16 protein-coding genes and 1 tRNA gene are annotated in these 20,651 nt (G+C 64.2%); 9 read left to right on the forward strand and 8 right to left on the reverse strand.

The window, feature by feature from the left end; translation table 11 throughout:
- Positions 1–8 precede the first annotated feature (8 nt).
- From J7J50_RS05850 to arsC, 4 genes are all read left to right on the forward strand, one after another.
- Complete coding sequence (locus tag J7J50_RS05850) at positions 9–863, forward strand: hypothetical protein (RefSeq protein WP_057943314.1); 855 nt, start codon at positions 9–11, stop codon at positions 861–863.
- A gap of 248 nt (positions 864–1,111) precedes the next feature.
- Positions 1,112–3,580, forward strand: a complete 2,469-nt coding sequence (locus J7J50_RS05855; RefSeq protein WP_215060301.1) for a hypothetical protein — start codon at positions 1,112–1,114, stop codon at positions 3,578–3,580.
- Positions 3,581–3,771: 191 nt separating this feature from the next.
- Positions 3,772–3,846: transfer RNA gene (locus J7J50_RS05860), tRNA-Val, on the forward strand.
- Positions 3,847–3,929: 83 nt separating this feature from the next.
- Complete coding sequence (gene arsC / locus J7J50_RS05865; protein WP_215060303.1) at positions 3,930–4,295, forward strand: arsenate reductase (glutaredoxin); 366 nt, start codon at positions 3,930–3,932, stop codon at positions 4,293–4,295.
- Positions 4,296–4,462: 167 nt separating this feature from the next.
- Here the strand turns inward: arsC and J7J50_RS05870 are convergent, their stop codons facing one another.
- The 3 genes from J7J50_RS05870 to J7J50_RS05880 form a co-directional block, all read right to left on the reverse strand.
- Positions 4,463–6,085 carry an FMN-binding glutamate synthase family protein gene (locus tag J7J50_RS05870; RefSeq protein ID WP_215060305.1) on the reverse strand — a complete coding sequence of 541 codons (1,623 nt, stop codon included), beginning with the start codon at positions 6,083–6,085 and terminating at the stop codon, positions 4,463–4,465.
- A 585-nt stretch (positions 6,086–6,670) separates the two neighbouring features.
- Positions 6,671–7,960, reverse strand: coding sequence for a nucleotide sugar dehydrogenase (locus J7J50_RS05875; protein WP_215060308.1), 1,290 nt, complete (start codon positions 7,958–7,960; stop codon positions 6,671–6,673).
- Positions 7,961–8,102: 142 nt separating this feature from the next.
- Positions 8,103–8,306: a hypothetical protein gene (locus J7J50_RS05880; protein WP_215060310.1), complete on the reverse strand. Its 204-nt coding sequence runs from the start codon at positions 8,304–8,306 to the stop codon at positions 8,103–8,105.
- A gap of 410 nt (positions 8,307–8,716) precedes the next feature.
- On the opposite strand from J7J50_RS05880, the gene J7J50_RS05885 reads away from it, so the two are divergent.
- Together J7J50_RS05885 and J7J50_RS05890 are read left to right on the forward strand one after the other, a co-directional pair.
- On the forward strand, positions 8,717–10,219 hold the full coding sequence (locus J7J50_RS05885) for a S8 family serine peptidase (RefSeq protein WP_215060312.1): 1,503 nt from the start codon (positions 8,717–8,719) through the stop codon (positions 10,217–10,219).
- A gap of 218 nt (positions 10,220–10,437) precedes the next feature.
- A complete protein-coding gene (locus tag J7J50_RS05890; protein ID WP_057943321.1) occupies positions 10,438–10,785 on the forward strand; it encodes a hypothetical protein in 348 nt (115 codons plus the stop codon).
- Between the two features lie 284 nt (positions 10,786–11,069).
- On the opposite strand, the gene J7J50_RS05895 is transcribed toward J7J50_RS05890, so the two are convergent.
- From J7J50_RS05895 to J7J50_RS05910, 4 genes are all read right to left on the reverse strand, one after another.
- Positions 11,070–11,783: an SDR family oxidoreductase gene (locus J7J50_RS05895; protein ID WP_215060314.1), complete on the reverse strand. Its 714-nt coding sequence runs from the start codon at positions 11,781–11,783 to the stop codon at positions 11,070–11,072.
- A complete protein-coding gene (locus J7J50_RS05900) occupies positions 11,783–12,346 on the reverse strand; it encodes a 2-amino-4-hydroxy-6-hydroxymethyldihydropteridine diphosphokinase (RefSeq protein ID WP_215060316.1) in 564 nt (187 codons plus the stop codon). Before J7J50_RS05900 ends, J7J50_RS05895 begins: the two co-directional genes overlap by 1 nt.
- Positions 12,347–12,560: 214 nt before the next feature.
- Positions 12,561–13,544, reverse strand: coding sequence for an NAD(P)-dependent oxidoreductase (locus J7J50_RS05905; RefSeq protein WP_215060319.1), 984 nt, complete (start codon positions 13,542–13,544; stop codon positions 12,561–12,563).
- A 154-nt stretch (positions 13,545–13,698) separates the two neighbouring features.
- Entirely contained in the window at positions 13,699–14,187 is a 489-nt protein-coding gene (locus J7J50_RS05910; protein ID WP_251044703.1) for a substrate binding domain-containing protein, read from the reverse strand.
- A gap of 37 nt (positions 14,188–14,224) precedes the next feature.
- Here J7J50_RS05910 and J7J50_RS05915 point away from each other — a divergent pair, with 37 nt between their 5' ends.
- Positions 14,225–14,758 (forward strand): Crp/Fnr family transcriptional regulator, encoded by a 534-nt coding sequence (locus tag J7J50_RS05915; protein ID WP_343222439.1) that lies wholly within the window; start codon positions 14,225–14,227, stop codon positions 14,756–14,758.
- 120 nt (positions 14,759–14,878) lie between these two features.
- Here J7J50_RS05915 and J7J50_RS05920 read toward each other — a convergent pair whose 3' ends face one another.
- Positions 14,879–15,793 carry a hypothetical protein gene (locus J7J50_RS05920; RefSeq protein WP_215060325.1) on the reverse strand — a complete coding sequence of 305 codons (915 nt, stop codon included), beginning with the start codon at positions 15,791–15,793 and terminating at the stop codon, positions 14,879–14,881.
- 768 nt (positions 15,794–16,561) lie between these two features.
- Here J7J50_RS05920 and J7J50_RS05925 point away from each other — a divergent pair.
- Both J7J50_RS05925 and J7J50_RS05930 read left to right on the forward strand, forming a co-directional pair.
- Positions 16,562–18,805, forward strand: a complete 2,244-nt coding sequence (locus tag J7J50_RS05925) for a hypothetical protein (RefSeq protein ID WP_215060327.1) — start codon at positions 16,562–16,564, stop codon at positions 18,803–18,805.
- A gap of 945 nt (positions 18,806–19,750) precedes the next feature.
- A complete protein-coding gene (locus J7J50_RS05930) occupies positions 19,751–20,002 on the forward strand; it encodes a YegP family protein (RefSeq protein ID WP_215060329.1) in 252 nt (83 codons plus the stop codon).
- Positions 20,003–20,651 lie beyond the last annotated feature (649 nt).

Consider the following 20,651-nt stretch of genomic DNA (forward strand, 5'->3'; position numbering starts at 1 on the left):
GACTGCTGATGGCCGCCAAATCCGCCTGGGCCGCTTTTCCTCACGATGCCAAGGGCTACGCCTACGCCGGCGACGCTCTCAAGAAAGCCTGGCCCAAGCTGCACGCCGGCGATGCCGAACCATATCCCGACGCCAAGCGCGCGACCGCGCTGATCAAGGCCGCCGGCAAGGCCGCGCCCAAGGGCCTGGACGCCGACGCGCTCGCCGCGGCGCTGCAGGACGCGTGGCGCGCATTCCATCGCGGCGATTTCAAGGCCGCCTTCGACGCCGGCCAGGCGCTCGGCCCGGTCGGCGCCAGCGTCGCGGTAAAAGCCTTGGGAATTCACGCCACCTACCTGGTCGATGACGAAGCCGAACAGCTCAAACGCTACGAGCAGGCGGCCAAGATCGCCGAGACCGCGGTCGCGGCGCTGCCCGACGAGGTCAACAGCCATTACCGCCACGCCTTCGCGCTGGGCCGCTACAGCCAGGGCCTGAGCATCGCCAAGGCGCTCAAGGCCGGCATCGCCGGCAAGGTGCGCGCCGCGCTCGACACCACGCTGCAGCTCGAACCCAAGCACGCCGAAGCTCACACGGCGATGGCGCTGTACCACGCCGAGATCATCAACAAGATCGGCGGCATGATCGGCGGCCTGACCTACGGCGCGAAAGCCGCCGATGCCGACAAGCACATCAAGGCCGCGCTCAAGCTCACGCCCGACTCGCCGATCGCGCATATCGAACACGGCAACGTGCTGATCCTGCTGCACGGCGACAAGCAGGAAGACGCGGCCGCGGCGGCGTACGAAAAGGCCGCCAAGCTCAAGCCGCTCGATGCGATGGAGGCCTTGGACGCCAACTACGCGAAGGAACAGTTGGAATAGGCGGATTGAAATCCATGGGCTTGCGCTAATCCGCGCGCGGCGGGCGAATCGCGATCGCTGCGATTCGCCCGCCCGGCTCCGGCGAGATCGGGTGCGCGCGCTCGCGAGCCTGAACAAAAGACAGCGCTGTCATCGCTCCGTGATGCGCATCACGTGCGTGTTCGTGTTTCAGGGGTTTTCCCCAGATGTGCCGCGATACCTCGTCCGGGCACCGTCGTTACATCGACCTGCCCCCACAGGAGTTGCTCATGGCCATCGATGCCACCTCGCGCGTCGCGCCGACGTACTTGCCGCAGATGCAATACAACGCGGTCGAAACACCGCCGGCCCGCAAATCCAACGGCCCCACCAGCGGGCCGGGCCACGAACCTTATCGCGGCAAGCCCGACCCGGTCGCCGAGGGCCAACGCATTCACGATCGCGTGACCGAAGGCGGTTACCAGATGGTCGCTCGCGACGCCCAGATCACCTACGACGACATCCGCTCCGTCGACGTCCCCGGCGAAGTGCGGCCCGGCTACACCCGTTTCATCACCAAGGACGGCGCCAAGCACGTCGTCGCCGAAATCGGCAATCCCTCGATCTTCGCCGCCGCCGAGCAGAAATACCTCGATGTCGGCGCGGCCACGATCGATCTCACTCGCGGCAAGGCCGACCTGCCGCCGAAGAAAGACACCGATGCGTTTTCGCTCAAGACCGACATCGAAAGCGGCGACGAGAAACTCACCATCGGCCAGGCCGCATACAAGGGCCTGGTAGACCAGTACAAGAAGGACGACCTGGAGCCCGACAGTGACCAGGCCAAGCTGGTGCGATTGCTGGAAGCGCGCGACGCGGTCAGCAACGGCAAGTTCATCAAGCCGACCTACGAAGACTTCAAACCCTGGACCGGCACCAAGACCGAGGTCGAAAGCCTGACCCAGCTCGAGCCGGCCGACATGAAGGAGATCTTCGACAGCGCCGCGATCAACCGCGAAATCGAATACCTCATGCGGCGCGAGCCGATCGCGAAGGACTTCGCCGCCAAGCTCGACGAAGCGGTCAAGGCCGTGCCCGAGGCCGATCGCAAGGCGATGGCCGACAAACTCGCCAAGGTGGTCGAAAGCGCCGACTACGTCGATGAAATCTCCAAGCTGCCGTCCTGGGACGCGCCACGCGCGCGCGCCGACGTCGAGGACGCGATCAGCCAGTTGTCGCTGCTCGATCCCGACCGCGCCCGCAGCGCCGGGCAAAAGTTCACCGCCAACGCGCTGGCGAAGGATTTCGACAGCGCCTTCGCCGACCCGACCAAGGTCGATGACGAGGCCCTGGGCGGCGGCGTCGCCGACGTGCTGGAAACGGTCAAGGGCACGCTCGACACCGTCACCGGCCTGCCGGGCGAGATCGGCGAACAGATCGACAGTCTGCTCGGCAAGGACGGCGCCGATGCGCGCGTGGACGCGGGCAAGGTCGCGGCCGAACTGCGCGCCAACGGTTACAAGCCCGAGGACATCGACAAAGCGTTCTCCAAGGTCGATTTCGCCAGCGGCGACAAGGATTCGATCCGTAAACTGTTCGATCAGTTCGACTCGCAGGGCCTGCTGCCGGCGATCTCCGGCGCCTTCGGCCTGGCCGGCGCGGTGCATTCGCTGAGTACCGGCGAGTTCGGCACGGCCGAGGAAAACCTCGCCGTGGCCGGCGGTCTGATCAGTTTCGTCGGTTCACTGCCCGATGCGGCCAAGGTGTTGCCGAACTTGGCCGGCATCGACGCCTCGGCGCTGACCCTGCTCGGCGTCGACGGCAAGACCCAGGACGCGATCGGAGTCGGCTCGGCCGAGCCCAACAGCATCGTCAGCAAGGTCGGCGAACGCGTCGCCGCGACCGATGTGCCGGAGCCGACCGGAGTGGACAAGGCGGACGAGATCACCAAGGGCTTCGGCGGTCTGATCTCCGGCAACGGAGCCGGCGCCGATGCCTCGCGCCTGAGTCGCTCGGCCACTGCGGCGGTCGATGTGGTGTCGAAGTTCACTGGCGTGGCCGGCGGCGTGCTCGACGTCGTCACCGGCGGCATGTCGGTCGAGCAGGCCTTCGGCGAGGACGGCAGTCCCGGCGATCGCGCCGAGGCGGTGCTGAGCCTGATCTCCGGTTCCAGCGAACTGGCCTCGGCCGGCGCCAACGCGCTCAGCACCTTCACCAGCGCGGCGCAGGGCGGACAGGCCAGCACTGCATCGCGGGTGCTCACGACGCTGTCGCGCGGCCTGTCGGCGGTGGGCGTGGCGGCCGGCGTGGTCGGCCTGCTGATCGGCACCTGGGTGCAGAGCGCCAAGGACAAGAGTTTCGTCAAGGACCAGTACGAGTGGTTCAAGAACCTGGCCGAGGACGGCATCGCCCGGCCGGACTGGAACCTCAAGTACGACTATGCGGTGACCACGCTGGCCGAGTTCCGCAATGCCGGCGGCAAGAACGACGTGATCGCCGATTTGAGCCATGAGGATTGGGGCGGCCGGCAGGCGCCGGGCGACCGCAGCATCTTCGATTTCCATCGCGAGGAGTTCGCGCATTTCCGCGAACAGTGGGAGAAGGACCGCGGCGCCGAAAGCTACGCGCCCTTCCTCGACCCGGCCAAGCGCGAAGCCGATTTCAAGCGCGAGAAGGACCACATGGACGAGGTCAAGGCCTATCGAGAGGCCCACCCGACCCATTTCGACGGATACAACGACTGGGTGCTGGATCTTTGAGGCGGGCGGTGGGCGGCGGCGCGGGCGCGGGCAACCCCGCGCGCAGCGGTCGCGGCCCTGCGGCGCGGACGCTCGGCGCAGCCGCGCTGACGGGGCCTATCCGCGCCGATCACCGTTTTTTCAGGGCGATCGCAAGCAAGGCTTGCCTGTTGCGTTTGGGCCCATTAGAATCTGCGGCCCGATTCAACATCGGGCGGTTAGCTCAGCGGTAGAGCATCGCCTTCACACGGCGAGGGTCGCAGGTTCGAACCCTGCACCGCCCACCAGTTCGACGAAAAGGCCGGCGAAAGCCGGCTTTTTTCGTTTCCGCGGCGAGCGCCCGCGGCCTGCCGCGCGCCGGAATCCAGTGATGAACGACGCCCACACCGCCCCGACCCGGCTGTATCACAACCCGCGCTGCTCCAAGTCGCGCGACGTCCTGGAGCTGTTGCGCGAGCGCGGCCTGGAACCGGCCGTCGTCGCCTATCTCGAATCGCCGCCCGACGCGGCTGAACTGCGCGCCTTGCTCAAGCTGCTGGGCGTTTCGGCGCGCGCGCTGCTGCGCAGCGGCGAGGACGAATATGCCGCGCTGGGGCTGGATGAGGCGTCGCTCGACGAGGCGGCCTTGATCGCGGCGATGGTCGCGCATCCGCGCCTGATCGAGCGGCCGATCTTCGTGCACGGCGGACGCGCGGTGATCGGGCGGCCGCCTGAGCGGGTGCTCGAACTGCTCTAGCCGGCGCGCATCGCTGAAGTTTTATATGGGAGTTTTTGTGGGAGGGGCTTCAGCCCCGATGCTTTTCGATCAGCTTGTCCGGATTCGTGGCGATCGGAACGAAAAGCATCGGGGCTGAAGCCCCTCCCACAAAAATTCCCACAAAAGACCTCGCGATCAGCGCGCCATCAGAACGACTTGCTGCCGCGCATCGCCAGCACCCGCTCCGGCGCCCGGAACGAATCGCTGCGCGCGCCGGCCCAGAACGACTGGAACACCGCGTGCGCCGGAATCTTGCCGATCAGTTCGCCGGGAGCGAGAAAGTTGTACAGCGCGCCGAGCGAACGCACTTCGGTCGGCGAAACCCGGCGCAGGATGTGCTCGGGACCGATCTCGCTCGGATGGGTCAGTCCGGCCGCGCACAGCAGATCGCGCAGCGCCTTGAGCGTGTTGTCGTGAAAGTGGAACACGCGTGTGGACTTGTCCGGCACGTCGAGCTTGCCCCAGCGGCTGGGGTCCTGCGTCGCCACGCCGGTCGGGCAACGGTCGGTATGGCAGCTCTGCGCCTGGATGCAGCCCAGCGCGAACATGTAGCCGCGCGCGGCGTTGCACCAATCCGCGCCCATCGCCAGGGTGCGGCAGATATCGAAGGCGCTGGTGATGCGTCCGGCCGCGCCGATGCGGATCTTGTCGCGCAACTCCAGCCCGACCAGGGTGTTGTGCACCAGCATCAGCGCCTCGTGCATCGGCACGCCGACGTGGTCGATGAATTCCGCCGGCGCCGCGCCGGTTCCGCCCTCGGCGCCATCGACGACGATGAAATCCGGCAACATCCCGGTTTCCTGCATCGCCTTGGCGATGCCGAACCATTCCCAAGGATGGCCGATGGCGAGCTTGAATCCGGTCGGCTTGCCGCCCGACAGTTCGCGCAATCGGGCGACGAAACGCAGCAGCCCCTGCGGCGAATCGAAGGCGGTGTGCGCGGCCGGCGACACGCAGTCCTGGCCCATCGGCACGCCGCGCGTGACGGAGATTTCCGCGCTGACCTTGGCCGCCGGCAGCACGCCGCCGTGGCCGGGCTTGGCGCCTTGCGAGAGCTTGATCTCGATCATCTTGACCTGCTCGTCGCGCGCGTTGGCGAGGAAGCGCTCCTCGCTGAACATGCCGCGCTCATCGCGGCAACCGAAGTAGCCCGAACCGATTTCCCAGACCAGATCGCCGCCGTTCTCGCGGTGATACGGCGAAATCGAGCCCTCGCCGGTGTCGTGGTAGAAGTTGCCGAGCTTGGAGCCCTTGTTGAGCGCGCGGATCGCATTGGCCGACAGCGAGCCGAAACTCATCGCTGAGATATTGAACACGCTGGCCGAATACGGATGCGCGGTGTTCTCGCCGATGGTGATGCGGAAATCGTGCGCGACGTGCGCGGTCGGCGCCAGCGAATGGTTGATCCATTCGTAGTCCAGGCTGTAGACATCCTGCTGGCTGCCGAACGGGCGCACGTCGTTGACCGACTTGGAGCGTTGATAGACCAGCGCGCGCTGTTGGCGCGAGAACGGCACCTCGGCGGTATCGGCCTCGATGAAGTACTGGCGCATCTCCGGGCCGATCGACTCCAGCCCGTAGCGGAAATGCGCGAGCACCGGGTAGTTGCGCCGCAGCGTGCTGCGGGTCTGCAGCAGGTCCAGCGTGCCCAGGATCGCCACCGCGCCGAAACCGGCCACGCCCCACAGCCAATCGCTGTGATGCGCGAACACCAGCACCGCCGAGATCAGGGTCAGGATCAGACTTGCAACGTAAGCGGCATAGCGCATGGCGATCGGATGGGTTCACGAGCTGAGGCCGAGCATACCCTCGGGCGCGTGGATTGGCTGTACGGCGGCGGGCGGGAGGTGGGTGGTGGGTGTGGCGGGGTTGCGCTGTGAGGCTGCGGGGCTGCGGGGGTGGCGGAGTGGCGAGACTGCGGGGATCTGCGAGAGCGCTGCGGGGAGCTGCGGCGCGGCTGCGGAGTTGCCGTAGCGCTGCTCACCGTTACGCAGGCACACGACCATGCCGACACCACCTACCGTCATTCCCGCGAACGCGGGAATGACGTTCTGGAAGGATGGCGCTGAAGTCTCTGGATTCCCGCCTTCGCGGGAATGACGATCTGGAAGGATGGCGCTGAAGTCTTTGGGTTCCCGCCTTCGCGGGAATGACGGTCTGGAAGGATGGCGCTGAAGTCTTTGGATTCCCGCGTTCGCGGGAATGACGGTCTGGAAGAATGGCGCTGAAGTCTTTGGATTCCCGCGTTCGCGGGAATGACGGCCTTGGGGCTGCGCGCTGAAGACTCGAAGTGCGCGGCTTCTACAGCAAACCCCAGCGCGTTTACGCGCCAATCGCGGCGCCCTCGCCCATCCCTACAACCGCGCATCCACCTCATCGCGCGGATACAGGCTCTTGATGTCGTACAGCAAGGCGCCGGGCTTGCCGTAGGCACGCGCGCCGGCGGCGCCGAGGACGCGGAACTCTTCGTGCGCCACCGCCAGCACGATCGCGTCGTAGACGCCGGTTTCGGGCCGATCGACCATGTCCACCCCGTACTCGCGCCGCGCTTCCTCGGCGTGCGCCCAGGGGTCGTGGATCTCGACCTGGGCGCGGTATTCGCCGAACTCGCGCGCCAGATCGATCACCCGGGTATTGCGCAGGTCGGCGCAGTTTTCCTTGAAGGTGATGCCCAGGATCAGAATCCGCGAACCGGCCAGGGCGATGCCGCGCTGGATCATGCGCTTGACCACTTCGGCGGCGACGTGGCTGCCCATCGAGTCGTTGATGCGACGGCACGCCAGCAGGATGTCGGGGTAGTAACCGGCGCTCTGCGCTTTCTGGATCAGGTAGTACGGGTCCACGCCGATGCAGTGGCCGCCGACCAGCCCGGGCCGGAACGGCAGGAAATTCCACTTGCTGCCGGCCGCTTCCAGCACCTCGGTGGTGTCGATGCCGAGCTTCTGGAAGATCAGCGCGAACTCGTTGATCAAGGCGATGTTGGCATCGCGTTGAGTGTTCTCGATGACCTTGGCCGCCTCGGCCACGCGCAGGCTGGAGGCCTTGTGGGTGCCGGCCGGAATGATGCTGCGGTACAGCGCATCGACCCGGTCGGCGGTTTCCGGGGTGGAGCCGGAGGTGACCTTGGGAATGTCCACGAGACGGCGCTGGCGATCGCCCGGGTTGATCCGCTCCGGGCTGTAGCCGACGAAGAAATCCTCGTTGCAGCGCAGGCCCGAGCTGCGTTCGAGTTCGGGAATGCAGATTTCCTCGGTCGCGCCGGGATAAACGGTGGATTCGTAAATCACCGTGTCGCCGCGCTTGAGCAAACCGGCCAAGGCCCGGCTGGCCTGGATCAGCGGATTGAAGTCCGGGCGCTTGTGTTCGTCGATCGGCGTGGGCACGGTGATCACGTACACCTCGCGATCGGCCAGGTCTTCGAGGCTGGCGCTGAAACGCAGGCGGACCGCGGCGGCGATCTCCTCGGCGCTGTTCTCGCGATGATGATCCTCGCCGACGCTGAGCTGCGCCACGCGCACGGCATTGATGTCGTAACCGACGGTGTCGTAGCGCTTGCCGAACTCCAGCGCCAGCGGCAGGCCGACATAGCCCAGCCCGATCACGCCGATGCGCGCTTGCGCGAAACTGCTTTCGTACTGCGCCATGCCCTGCCCTGATGTCGGGAGCGGGCGCCGGGGCGGCCCGGACCACCGGTGCGGGGATTCTAGAGAGCGGCGTCGCGCGCTGGCAAATACCGGCGGCGCAGTTCGCGCATCGGCGCCCGGCCGAAGCCTGGCGAGCGCGGTTTCAAGCCGGCGCTTGCTCCAGCGAGCCGAACGGCGCGGTGACCGCGAGGAAATGCCGCCGCGCCGCGCCGCCGTCGGTATGCAGCGCGACGATGCGATCGTCGCGGCAGTCGATCAGGATCGCGCTGCCGTCGGCGCTGCATTCCCAGATCGACAGGCCGCCGGCCGGATTGAGGTAATGCCACTGCCCGCCTTGTTCCGACATGCGGTCCCAGATCGCGTCCGAACACCGCCTGCCGCGCGGCGAAGCGCTCCCAGCCGCCCTCGGGCGCCCACGGGGTCCACGCAGGCGCGGGTTCGCCGCCGGCATCGAACGCGCGCCCGCTCATTCGGCCACCACCGCGATCGCATTGCGGCCCAGTTGCTTGGCCCGGCCCTTCCCCGACGAAAAGCACAGCGCAAGCGCAATGTGCCTGCGCGCCGGAACGGTGCCGGGCATCACCAATTCACACGCTTTTGTAGTGGCCGCCGGCGGCATCCCGGTGCCGGTGACGCCTACATTGGACGCGGGCTCTCCACCCGACGACACGATCGCGCCGCACCGCGAGGGCCCGCCCCTTCCGCCGCTGCCAGCGGCCTATCAACGTGAGGGCTTCGCCGATGTCGCACTCATCCATGCGCTCCGCTTCCCGGCCGCTCGTCAGTGGCCGCATCGTCCGGGCCTTTCGCCCGCTCACCATCGCCACCGCCGCCGCGCTCGCCGCCGTCTGCGCCGCGCCCGCCGGCGCGGGCGTGGTCAACGCCAACGGCCTGGAACCGGCCGGCCAGTACGATCAATTCATCGTCAAATACCGCAGCGGCAGCCACGCGCGTCTCGAGGCCGCGAGCCTGAACGCAGCGCTGTCCCGCGCCGCCGCTGCCTCCACCGCCTCCGGCCAACCGCGGCTGGGCCTGGCGCATGTGCGCCGCATGTCGCTGGGCGCCGACGTGATCCGCGCCGATCGCCGCCTCGACCGCGTCGATGCCTTGGCGCTGATGAAGCGCATCGCCGCCGATCCGGCGGTGGAATACGTCGAACCCGATCTGATGATGCGCACGCAGTTGATCCCCAACGACACGCGCTACAACGAGCAATGGCATTACGCCGCCAGCGCGGTCGGCATCAACGGGCCCGGCGCCTGGGACCGGTCCAGCGGCGCCGGCGTGGTGGTGGCGGTGGTCGACAGCGGCTATCTGAGCCATACCGATCTCAACGCCAACATCCTGTCCGGCTACGACTTCGTGGCCTCGGTGAACGGCCTGGGCCTGGCCTGCCTGTTCGCCGGCCTGCCCTACAACTGCGGCGGCGGCAACGACGGCAACGGTCGCGACAACAACGCCACCGATTCGTCCAACATCAAACACGGCACGCATGTCTCCGGCACCATCGCCGCGGTCACCAACAACAACCTCGGCGTGGCCGGCGTGGCGCGCGACGCCAAGATCCTGCCGGTGCGCGTGCTCGGCAACGGCGGCGTGGGCCAGACCTCGGACATCGCCGACGGCATCGTCTGGGCGTCGGGCGGCAGCGTCAGCGGCATTCCGGCCAACGCCAATCCGGCCGACGTGATCAATCTCTCGCTCGGCGGCGCGCAGGCCTGCAGCCAGACGCTGACCTATCGCGACGCGATCAACGCCGCCACCAACAACGGCGCGGTGGTGGTGGTCGCCGCCGGCAACAGCAACACCGACGTCGCCGGCTTCACTCCGGCCAGTTGTCCCAACACCATCACCGTGGCCGCCAGCGACATCAACGGCAACCGCGCCTGGTATTCGAACTACGGCGCCGGCATCGACATCGCCGCGCCCGGCGGCGAAACCTGTTCGCCGGCCACCGAGTTCCTCGCGCTGGGCGAATCGGTCAGCGGCAAGTGCACGCAGAACCATCCGGGCAACGGCGTGCTGTCCACCGTCGATAGCAACGGCTACAACTTCTATCAGGGCACCTCGATGGCCGCGCCGCACGTGGCCGGCGTGGTCGCCTTGATGAAATCGGTGAAGCCGGCGCTGACCACCGCGCAGGTGCAGACCATCCTGACCAGCACCGCGCGGCCGATCGCCGCCGCCAAGTGCCCCGGCGGCTGCGGCCCGGGATTGATCGACGCCAACGCCGCGGTGGCCGCGGCGCAAGGTCCCTGAACGCAACTGCGCACGCTCATGGCCCCGGCGCGATGCCGGGGCCCTTTTTTTGCCGAATTCGGCGAATGCAAGCGCAACGGTCAAGCGAGCCGGAGCGATTTCGCAAGCAAGATGCGACGCAGTTTGCACTGCCGGAATCCCGACCTCGCATTTACGTACAGCTAACATCTGCCTCCGGCACCATTCAGGCACAGGGGTTCCCATGCGGAGCCAGAGCGATGACGACCACCTTGCAAGGCCGCCCCACTCCGACCACTCCTGGGCTGAGTTACTGGGCCATTCACTACCGCGACGCCGAGTTCTACCGCGACGGACTGCACTTCAGCGACTATGCGCCGGCGTTCTACGTCGGTATTTCCGCGCACCTGGAACATCCCGATCGCGACTTCGACGATCCGCTGCTGGATCTGAGCGAACGCTACCAGCGCATCCGCCTGGGTTCGGCGCTGGACTGGGAGCATGCCCAGGACGCCGCGCGTTCGGCTTGGGAACGCGCGCGCAGCAATGCGCAGGCTGCGCGTCAGTATTTTCAGCGGCGCGTGGCTGAGCTGGTCGCTCGGGCTTGAGCTTTTTTCTTGCGCATCCGTCGCCGTTGGCGACGGATGCGTTTGCGTGCGTGCGACGCGAGTTCAATCGACCACTGACGATGCTGTTCATCCCGGACGGAGCCCCTCTCCCGCTTGCGGGAGAGGGGTTGGGGTGAGGGCACGGTAGTCGCAGAACTCCACACAAGAGCATTCGCGCCTACGGCGCTTATCCCCTCACCCCAGCCCTCTCCCGCAAGCGGGAGAGGGAGCGGAGCGCGAGACGATTTGGTTCTGCTGACTCCGTTTATTCGACACAGCAAACCTCAAACTTTGAACCGCCCCCCATCCACCCGCAGAATCTCGCCGGTGACATAAGGCGCATCGCGCAGATACAACACCGCTTCGACCACGTCCTCGACCGAACCCATGCGCCCCAGCACCGTGCGCGCGGCGATCGCGTCTTCCTGCTCGGCGCGTTCGGCCGGGTCGCGCACCGACGGCAGCACGGTCCCGGGCGCGACGGCGTTGACGCGGCACGGCGACAACTCCGCCGCCAATGCGCGGACCATGCCAGCGCCGGCGGCGCGGCTGACCTGATACGCCGAATGGCCGGCGAAGGAACGGTCCAGATAGGTGTCGAGCAGCATCACCACCGAGCGCAGCGGCCGGCGCGCGTGCAGGCTGACCACCAGTTCCCACGGCGCCAGCAGGTTCACGCGCAGATGCCGTTGCAGGCGCTCGCGTTCTTCCTCGATCCGGCCCGGGCCGCCGTCGGCCGCGCCGAGCGCGCCCCAGGCGTAGCCGCGTTCGAACAGCGACGCGCTCAACACCACGTCGGTGATGTCCGCTTCCGGCAACGCCGGCAGCGGTTCGTTCATGTCCCAGCACCACTCCAGCACCGGTGCGCAAAACGGTTGCGGGACGCTGTCCGCGCTGCGCCGATGCGCGACCACGCGCTCGCCGCGGGTCAGGCAGGCTTCGGCGATGGCGCGACCGATGCGGCGCGAGGCGCCGGTAACCAAGGTAACCCGCGACATCAGCCCGCCTCCCTTTGCGACACCACCGGCACCACGCCCGCAACCCGCTCGCTCAAATAACGTCGCACGAACTCAGCGCTGGCGAAACTGTAGAACCCGCTCGCATTGTGTTCCGCGCGAAACCCGCGCTGCTGCGCCAGCACGGCCAATTCGCTCTGCAGCGCGGGCAACGGCAATTGCTGCAGACCATGAAACAGATACGGCCGGCCCGGGTCGTAACGCGCCTGCCACTGCGGCGCGGCGTCGATGCCGCCGAGCAGATCGATGTCCAGCGGCACCGGCATCTGCCGGCGCGGGTCGCGTTCGCGGCCGAAATCGGCTTCCAGGCGCTTGAAGCGGCGCTCCAGCGCGTCGATCGCCGGCGCCGTTGTGTATTCCAGCGCCAGCATCAGGTTGACCGTGGCGCCGCCGCGATGCGCACGGTGGCGATCGCCGTACAGCTCGGACACCGCGCGCACGCCGACGACCTCGGCATCGGCCGCGAGCCGCGCCGCGGCGCCGAGCAGGTTCTCGACCCGCGCGCCGTCGCTGGCGCCCAGGCAGATCAGCGCGATCCAGCTCATGCGCCGCGGGCCCGCGTCGCGCTGCGGTGGTGTTTCATCGGCGGATCAGATTCCATCGCCCAGCGCTCCTGGTTGCGCGCGCTCCGGCCCAGGGGGTTGGAAGCGCTCGAATATCGAGCGATCGCGGCGGCGGGCCGCGCGATCGCTCCGATCCGCATTCTAGCCGCCTGACCTGGATTTCTCCTGCCCGCCGCCGCGGCCGCCCTGCCCCGGCTCAGGCCACCGGATACGGCATGTCGTCGAAGCGCTGCGCGTGATAGCCCTTCACCCCGACCTCATGCGCCAGCGCGCTGCGGAAATCCAGGCCGGCGCGCAGGCAGTCGAGCACATAGCCGAAACCGAAGCGCGGCTGCCAATGCAGGTCGCGCCGCGCGGCGTCGTTGACGTAGACGCGGTCGAGTTGCGCGAACAGCTTCCAACCCTTGGTCGCGTACAACTCGCGACAGTCCGGGAACAGGCGTTCGACCACGGCGGCGGCGTCGCGGCTGAGCGCGGGCAGATCCTCGCGCGAGAACGGCGTGGTCGCCGAAACGATGTAGCGGCCGAAGCCCAGCGCCGGCGCGCGCTCGATCGCGCACAGATGGGCCTGGACCACGTCGTCGATGTCGGCGCGGCGATACAGCAACTCGTTGACCTGGACGTTGGCCGATTCGAACACCTCGCGCACCGAAGCGTCGTCGTCGTCCTCGGGAAAGAAGCGCGAAGTGCGCAGCACCAGCACCGGCAGCTGGTGCTTGCGATGGAACAGCTCGCACAGGCCTTCGGCGGCGATCTTGGTGGTGCCGTAGATGTTCTTCGGAATCGGCGCGACCTGCTCGGTGATCCAGGTCGCCGGCTCGCCCGGCTCCGGCGTCAACGCCGCGCCGAAGGCGCTGGTGGTGCTGGTGAACACGAACGACTCCACGCCCGCGGCCAGCGCGGCCTGCAGCAGGGTCAGCGTGCCGGTGAGGTTGGTATCGATGAAGTCCTGGTAGCTGTGCGTGGCCACGTGCGGCTTGTGCAGCGTGGCCGCGTGGATCACGCAACGCACGCCGCGCATGGCGTCGGCGACGAAATCGCGATCGGCGATGGAGCCGACCCGGTCGGTGAACGCGGACGGCTTGATGTCCAGCCCGCGCGCGTCGCGCGATTGCGCGCGCAGGCGGCGCATCAGGCCTTCGCCCAGGTGGCCGGCGCTGCCGGTGACGAGGAGGGTCATGGTGCGTGCTCGATGATCTGCGAAACCGGCCGCGCCGCCGCTGCGGGTCAGCGCCGGCGCCATGGCGGTGGGATGCGGCTAGGTTACAAGGCGGCGCCGGACGCGGCCACATACAAGTGTCACAACCGCGGCGCGGCCGATGCCGCGCGGCCATTCACGCGCCGGGCGGCGATTCCCAACGCCACGCCGCCTGCAAGCGTTCGCGCAGGTAATCGACGAACGCCCGCACCCGCGGCGCCAGATGCGCGCTGTGCGGATAGATCGCATGCAAGGGCGCGGCGGCGACGGCATAGTCCGGCAGCACGCGGCGCAAACGATCGGCGGCGAGATCGTTGCCGACGTCCCAGATCGATTTCAGCGCGATGCCGGCGCCGGCCAGCGCCCACGCCAGGACCACGCCGCCGTCGTTGCTGACCAGTCCGGCGTCGATGCGCACGTTGACCGGCTCGTCGCCGATGAAGCGCCACTCCGCGCCCGGCGAATCGCCGATGACGATGCAGCGATGGCGGATCAGATCGGCCGGATGCGCGGGTTCGCCGTGTTCGCGCAAATACGCCGGCGCGGCGCAGACCACGCGGTGATTGGGCGCCAGCGGCCGCGCGATCAGGCTGGAATCGGCCAGGCTGAGCACGGGCCAATTCATCTTCCGCAAAGGCGAACCGTCGGAAGGGTTCTACGGCGTGGTGTCGGGCGCGATGAAGGCCTCGACCCTGCACACCGACGGCCACGAGACGATCCTGGTGTTGATCGAAGCCGGCAGTTGGTTCGGCGAAGTGGCGATGGTGGACGGCTTGCCGCGCACTCACGACATCTGCGCTACCGAACCCAGCCAACTGCTGCGAGCGGACACGGCCTTGTTCAACCGGTTGATGCAGCGCGCCAGTTTCGCGCGCGCGATCGCCCTGCTGCAGACACGCCACATCCGCGGCGCTTTCGCCTTCATGGACGACGCCAACCTGCGCACGACGCGCGCGCGCCTGGCGCGGCGGCTGCAGCGGCTGGCGCGCGGCGACGCCGACCTTGGCGCGGGGTCGCAAAGGCGATCGTTCGCGATCACTCACGACACTCTGGCGATGATGCTCGGCGTCACCCGCCAGACCTTGTCGCTGGAACTCAAGGCCCTGGCGGCGTTGGGCGCGATCGATCTGCAATACCGGCGCATCGTCATCGTCTCGATGGAAAAGCTCAAGGCGATCGGGTGGGAAATGCTGTGAACGCGAACGGGTGTCGTGCGGCCCGACGTCGGCTTCGCCAGCCGCCTGATTCACGTCGGATCGGCCGCATGAGGATTCTCTAAAGCCGATTATGCGCTCGGGTTCTGAATCGGCCGGGGATCAGCTTCTGTAGCGGGCCATCTGCGCTCCCAGATCGCCGTGGCCGTCGGGCGAGTTCATCGTACTTTCCGTGAGCGTGGACGCGCCGCGCCCGGCCAAGGTGTTGCCGCTTGCCATCGCCAGATCGACAGCGAGGGCGGTCTGCGCGAACAGTTGGATCGCGCGATCGTTGCCGGCATCGGCGTCGATTTTGAAACCCCGACGTACCGCGATATCGGCCAGCCTTCGCCCGCGCTCCAGCGCGGCGGTCGGCTCGGCATTGGTACCGCCCACTCCGGTCAATTGCGCGACCACGCCGTTGCGATAATTCCTGTCCATGTAACTCAACGCGGCGCTCAGCCCGCTCAGACTCGGGTCCCAAAGGCCCTGCGTTCTTTCGACGAAGGCCGCATCGGTGCGCACCAGGTTCTCCAGCACGGTCTCCGGCAAGGCCATGAGTTGCTCACGGGAACGGCCGCCGATGTTCAGCACACTGTGCGGATCGGCGATCAAGCGCTCCATGATCCGCAGCACTTCGGGCGAGTGATTGCGCGAACTCGCGGCCTCGCGCTCGCGGGCCGGCAGCCCGCTCGCCGCTTGCGCGAGGCCCGGCTTGAGAATTCCGGCGTCCGCCAGACTGCTTGCGTTGTTGAAACGATCGTATGCCGCGCGGAGCAGTTCGATCCGACGGTTCCCGCTCATGCCGATCTGTTCGGTCAGATCTTCCACCCGGCGGTATCTGGCGATGAGCTTTTCCGATGCAGACATGCCCGCGCCCCACTTCCAACGCTCGGGATCGTAGTCCTGCATGTAGGCCAGCACGCCACCCAATGTCACCTCATCAGCGGTACGCCGGCCACCGCCGGAAAGGCTGAGCAACTTGAAGGTAAGCTCTTGCCCGGGTGAATGCGCCTGAACCGACCCCTTGTTTCCCACGACATGTCTCCCTGTGCACGAATCGCCGCGCTGATGGGCAACAAAACGCCGGGGGGTGAACGCTGTGAATGCGTGAGGCGGTGCCGAAAACCGCCCGCTTCGCGGCCGAATGGGCCCGTGCGGTTAGGTTGCAGAACTTCGAAGGACGGACCGTGGTGCCCGGAGCCGGCCCCACATATCTAGCATAAGCAACTGATTTTTATAGCTATAAAAATAAAAGAAATAGCAACCTGCCCCCAGAAATGCCCCCATCAGCCCACAGCCAGCGCACGTCTGCTTCAAAGCATTGCATCAAAGAAGAAATCGCTCAAAACTGTTGCTAATAACGACGATCGATATGAGGATTTGGCCGTCCGGACTGTTCGCAATTGCAGCACCCATCAAACCCAAGTACCGATGGCGAGGGCCAAGACCAGCAAGACAGCCAATCGACTATCTTGGCGCGATTCTCTAATCGCCCCTCCGTCGGAATTACAGATTTGCAGTCCCAAAGGCCTGCGGACGTCTCAGATCCGCTGCAAATTGCGGAGTAGCTTCGTTCGAATCTGAACGAGCAAGCCTCGAACACGGCCAGTCACAACCAACTGGATCAACGTTCGCGCAGCGAAACCAATTCGATCACTAACGAAATATTCAACAGTTCGGCCTCATGCAGCTAGCACTACGCTAGGGCATCGCTACGCCATGAAGACTAGGCCGCCGCAATCGGGGCTAGCAGAACGCGCCAAACTTCTTTCACCCCGGCAACACTCAAGATTGAGGTGCCAAATGGCTGATCCGAAGATTCACCTGACAATTCAGCAGATGGAAAATATGATCCGGGCGTCGAAGCTTGAGAAAATGCCATCTGCGTTCGACAAAGTGTTGCTGCACGGACTGAAAATCCCCGCTGATGCCGTGAAAACCTTTGGGAGGATGTTCGAAATAGCACAGACTATCCTCGGATTCGTCTCGACGGTTGGCCTTGCAATTTCGACGGTAAAATCCTTACTGACATCCATTGGAATCTTGAAAGAAGACGACCCCTTCGCAGAGATCAAGGAGCTTTTCGAAGCTAGATTCCAAGAACTAAAAGAATACTACGACAAAGAGGAACAAGAGCAACAAACAAATCTCCGCATAGGCTGGCAAGTACAAATTGCCGAGGCAAGAACAGCCGCATCCAATCTTAACGCTCGAACCGACGCGACATTAGCATCCGCCACCAAGGCTTTAAGTGGCTTGGCCGGGGCTCTAACCGATATGCTGCAACCAGCCCCATTGAGGACAGCAACGGGACTAGCACTAGTCGAAACCATTCCTGCCCGAGGATGGATCACTTTTGCGCCAGAAGCTTACTCCTATCCGCTTCTGCCGCAAGGCTCGCCAGTTCCAGAGCATTGGATTAACTACGCCAGACCAGAATTTATGTCTCTTGTTGCCAGTGCTCAGCCGGTTCAATTCAGCACAAAATCAGACACTCTCCGGCAGCGGCTTTGGGACCCAAGCTTCTATCTCGACGTATTAATCGAAGGCCTCTCGGTTTATGTCACACTTCTGACAGCAATTGAACCAGCGTTCCGTGCCACTAGATATGAGAGACAGCGAATTCTAGATATGGCGGATGGCCTCAGTTATTTCACTGAAACCTGGAAGGCCCGACTGATCCGAACGAAAATTGATCCATTTCTTCAGCGGGGCCTCGGTGAAAATGAAGCATACCCTTACAACCCGTATCAAAATAATTTTTACCCAATAATCAAGTGGGGAATACCGTTAGGCGTGATCGACCCCGTTAGCGGCTTCGCCGCATTTGACCCTTTGTTCAATCGAGACTTCACGCTCAACGACCCACCCCTTGGCATAGCCACAAATGATCGTTTCATCACCAATGCCGACGAAGCGAAAAAAACGGCCAATTCAACCCTTGATGAATTGATCAAAGCGATGCCTGCTGTATGCGGAATTAAGGCATTGGAAGAGACAACCAAACAATTCGCAGAGCTTGCCGATTACGGATTATACGGCTCTCAATTCACAAAATTCTCCCCACTCCCCTTTGACGCCTTCGTAGCATTGCGGGAGTTTCATGCGCTACCCGTGCTTCTCGGTGAAGAGAAGTTAAGCCTAGGCGACCTTGGCGTTAAAGCAGGCATGCCAGGCAAGTTTTACAGAGCGCTTCGATATAAGAACGAATCTTCACAATTTTACCGCGTCAGCATGGCACGGAGAATGGACATAACAAAAATCCAGCTTGGTTACCGACTGAAGATCGAAATGGCAGGAGCACCCCCACGGTGGATTACGCTCTGCCCACATGATGAACCGAGCTCTGTTTTTGAACCCAACTTGAAAATATTCCCAGAGGGAGAGCACAAAAAAGACATATCTGCTGACAACGCCTTGATCTATGATGTAGTGCAACCAGGGCTGCTTAGCAAAGCTGATGAAGGGAAACTCGACCTGAACAAACCCATCCCGGGATTTCAGCGACTATATATCAATCGCCGCACAGGAAAAGCCCAGGTAACGATTAAGGTGTGGCTTAGTTTCGACACTCATGACGACGACGCCCCGGTAGTTGGGCATGCAAATATTATGATCTCAGGAATGGGCGCTTCTGAAGGGGCGTTTAATTTAACCTTCACAATATTCGAAACCGCCGCCATCCGCTACGGAAGCTATATAAAAGAATTCGCCACTGACAAAGTGCAAGAGATCCAAGGCGATTCATTAGAACTTACAATCTCGCCAACTTATTTAGTGGCTGAATCAGAATACTTCAGCGACCGCCTGAAGGGCATCATGGTCTTCGACAAGAGCATTGCGGATGTTGCAAAGGTGCTTAACCAAGCTCCAAAGCCTTGGGACCACGATTTCCAGCCTCCTAACTGGAAATTTAATGATGTAGCATTTCATCAAGAACGTATAATCACGCGATATAAGCAGTTGGAAGCAAAGCACCCGGAACTGATTGAGGCTGCAACAGCGCTCCATCAGTTACCTGGGTTTAATGATCGAGTGCTCGACTAATGGCACCGTTAAGTAAGCGGAAAAAAGATGCGTGCCTGCAATCAGTTCGACCAAGAGCGCTCGACACACGGGTATCTGCCGATGCTTAGGTCCGCGGTCTAAATGCTACGACCCAGCAAACAAGCCTCTACAGCCAAATCCAGGCAAGAGACAACCTCTCCGCCGGGTAGATACCGGTCGGGGCTTACGCGTCAGAAAATGAGGTCGTGCAACTAGATTTTTGCAACTAATGAGCCAACGCAACCCACCCTCAGCCTGCAGAGCGTGGTTTGTATGGTCGCAACCTCTTTCCGCTAAGCCGCTCTGCTAGCGAAGTCCTATCCTGGACGCTTCCGATGCTTGTAGTCGGCAGGGCCTTTATGCTGCGGTCCCAAGGCCTCGCTTGTATGGCGGCATCAAGTGAGTCTCGGTGATAGACCTTCCTGTCGCCTGAGTTCTTGGCGGGTAGGTGCATGTTTCGAAACGCCCATACAGAGCAGCGGCAATACTCAGCCGCCTCCGTCTCGATCAACCACGGGGTGTTGACCCGGGGTGCTGGTGCCTTCTTGGATGCCATGGCGGCGTCCGCTCTCTCTAATCAGTCAGATCGCGATTCTGACCGTCTTCTCGTTCATCAGGCCTCTTCCTAGACTTCCGTGGCCGATTGCTAGAGCGATTGCGATCGCGCCACTCGATGACCTCGCCGGCCTTCCAGGTCGCAGGCTTCCGAGTGAGCCGTACCGGGAAGGTGGGCTTGCATGCGATGGTAGCCAGAAAGTGCTCGGGCGTGATGCCCCAGAGCTCGGCGCACTCAGGAGCGCTTAGCGCCAGTTCCTGCCACGGGATCTTGTCGGAGATAGCCATTGCGCGAGGCTATTGCGCGCCTGTCGCAAGGGCAGAGATCCTGCCACTGGCCGGTGCCTACCCGCTCTCCCGTTCCCCCTGGAATCACAGGGAGGGATCGACATGGCTGGCAAACCGTATTTTCAGATTTATCGCGAGGGCCTGAAGGTTGGGGAGCAGACATCCTTGCTCGGCTCGCTAGCTGGAAGGCACCCGTCATCGACCCATGGACAATGGCGTTGGCGGCTTGTCGGTGGCAATGGCGAGCCGATGGCATACGGCGAAGCCTATACTTCGAAAGCGGCGATGCTCGAGACCCTCGACATCATCTCTGCCTTAGGATCAACCAACTACTTTGAGATCGACGGCAGGTGATGGCGAGATTCCGCTATCTGGCCTGCGTGGATCTTTGCATGTCCGCCCCCTGGCATCGGCGACAGTCAGGCTTGACCAGCCAGCTCAGCTGCGATCAGGCGCCCCTGGCGATCGAGCCATCGTGCGATCCATCCTGACGCCGCCGCCGCGGTGCGAAACGGCCGGTCGATATGCGCCGTACGAGCCTGGTGCCGCCGAATGGTGGCAAGGCAGCCGTTGTCCTGGTCTCCAATCGTTGCGAGCCAGACATCGGGATTGATATCAGGAACGGCGACTAGGTGCCGCGCAGTGACGGGGCCGTGTGGCTCCCAATGAAAGCCGCACGGCAGCGGCTGAAGTGTGCTATGCGCGTCCATGAGGCGAGCTTGCGCTACGCTGGTCGCGTCAGCCGAGACTCCCAAGCCATGCCGAATAGCCGCTCCTGGTCAGATATCGCGGCCTACATTCCGTCCCCTTGTGGCCGCGGACACCGCCTAAATGCGTAGGGACAAGAGGAAACCAGGGGGAAATATGAAGCCCATGAAGCTACTCAGTGCCGCTGCGGTACTAGCCGTAGTCAGCGGCTGTACCACTACAAAGGATTGGGCGGCTACCGGGGGGAGCCGGGCAGATGGAGTGTCAGACTCTCATACGAAGTCGGCCAGATGGA

This window comes from Lysobacter sp. ISL-50, from assembly GCF_018612875.1.
GTDB lineage: Bacteria > Pseudomonadota > Gammaproteobacteria > Xanthomonadales > Xanthomonadaceae > Lysobacter.

Coding starts and splice junctions, on each gene's coding strand:
- J7J50_RS05850 (WP_057943314.1), top strand. CDS start 9: ATGGCCGCCAAATCCGCCTGGGCCGCTTTTCCTCACGATGCCAAGGGC.
- J7J50_RS05855 (WP_215060301.1), top strand. CDS start 1,112: ATGGCCATCGATGCCACCTCGCGCGTCGCGCCGACGTACTTGCCGCAG.
- arsC (WP_215060303.1), top strand. CDS start 3,930: ATGAACGACGCCCACACCGCCCCGACCCGGCTGTATCACAACCCGCGC.
- J7J50_RS05870 (WP_215060305.1), bottom strand. CDS start 6,085: ATGCGCTATGCCGCTTACGTTGCAAGTCTGATCCTGACCCTGATCTCG.
- J7J50_RS05875 (WP_215060308.1), bottom strand. CDS start 7,960: ATGGCGCAGTACGAAAGCAGTTTCGCGCAAGCGCGCATCGGCGTGATC.
- J7J50_RS05880 (WP_215060310.1), bottom strand. CDS start 8,306: ATGTCGGAACAAGGCGGGCAGTGGCATTACCTCAATCCGGCCGGCGGC.
- J7J50_RS05885 (WP_215060312.1), top strand. CDS start 8,717: ATGCGCTCCGCTTCCCGGCCGCTCGTCAGTGGCCGCATCGTCCGGGCC.
- J7J50_RS05890 (WP_057943321.1), top strand. CDS start 10,438: ATGACGACCACCTTGCAAGGCCGCCCCACTCCGACCACTCCTGGGCTG.
- J7J50_RS05895 (WP_215060314.1), bottom strand. CDS start 11,783: ATGTCGCGGGTTACCTTGGTTACCGGCGCCTCGCGCCGCATCGGTCGC.
- J7J50_RS05900 (WP_215060316.1), bottom strand. CDS start 12,346: ATGAGCTGGATCGCGCTGATCTGCCTGGGCGCCAGCGACGGCGCGCGG.
- J7J50_RS05905 (WP_215060319.1), bottom strand. CDS start 13,544: ATGACCCTCCTCGTCACCGGCAGCGCCGGCCACCTGGGCGAAGGCCTG.
- J7J50_RS05910 (WP_251044703.1), bottom strand. CDS start 14,187: ATGAATTGGCCCGTGCTCAGCCTGGCCGATTCCAGCCTGATCGCGCGG.
- J7J50_RS05925 (WP_215060327.1), top strand. CDS start 16,562: ATGGCTGATCCGAAGATTCACCTGACAATTCAGCAGATGGAAAATATG.
- J7J50_RS05930 (WP_215060329.1), top strand. CDS start 19,751: ATGGCTGGCAAACCGTATTTTCAGATTTATCGCGAGGGCCTGAAGGTT.